Source organism: Neisseria sp. P0008.S010 (assembly GCF_051962715.1).
GTDB lineage: Bacteria > Pseudomonadota > Gammaproteobacteria > Burkholderiales > Neisseriaceae > Neisseria > Neisseria elongata.
Window position 1 is genome coordinate 1 of the sequence record NZ_JBQCVA010000196.1, and the last position, 368, is coordinate 368.

The 368-nt window shown below is 46.2% G+C and carries 1 rRNA gene; it reads right to left on the reverse strand.

Annotation, left to right across the window (positions count from 1 at the left end):
* A 16S ribosomal RNA gene (locus ACTHSL_RS13190) occupies positions 1–368 on the reverse strand; the annotation flags it as partial.

A 368-nucleotide genomic window follows, 5' to 3' on the forward strand; every position in this document is an offset into this window, starting at 1 on the left:
GACTACTAGGGTATCTAATCCCATTTGCTCCCCTAGCTTTCGTCTCTCAGTGTCAGTAATGGCCCAGTAGAGTGCCTTCGCCATTGGTGGTCTTTCCAATATCTACGCATTTCACCGCTCCACTGGAAATTCCCTCTACCCCTACCATACTCCAGTTTAAAAGTTTCTACGGCAGTTTTGAAGTTAAGCTCCAAGATTTAACCGTAGACTTTTTAAACCACCTACAGACGCTTTACGCCCAGTGATTCCGGATAACACTTGCATCCTCCGTATTACCGCGGCTGCTGGCACGGAGTTAGCCGATGCTTATTCATCAAATACACGTCAGACCTTCCTCTTTGATAAAAGAGGTTTACAACCCATAGGCT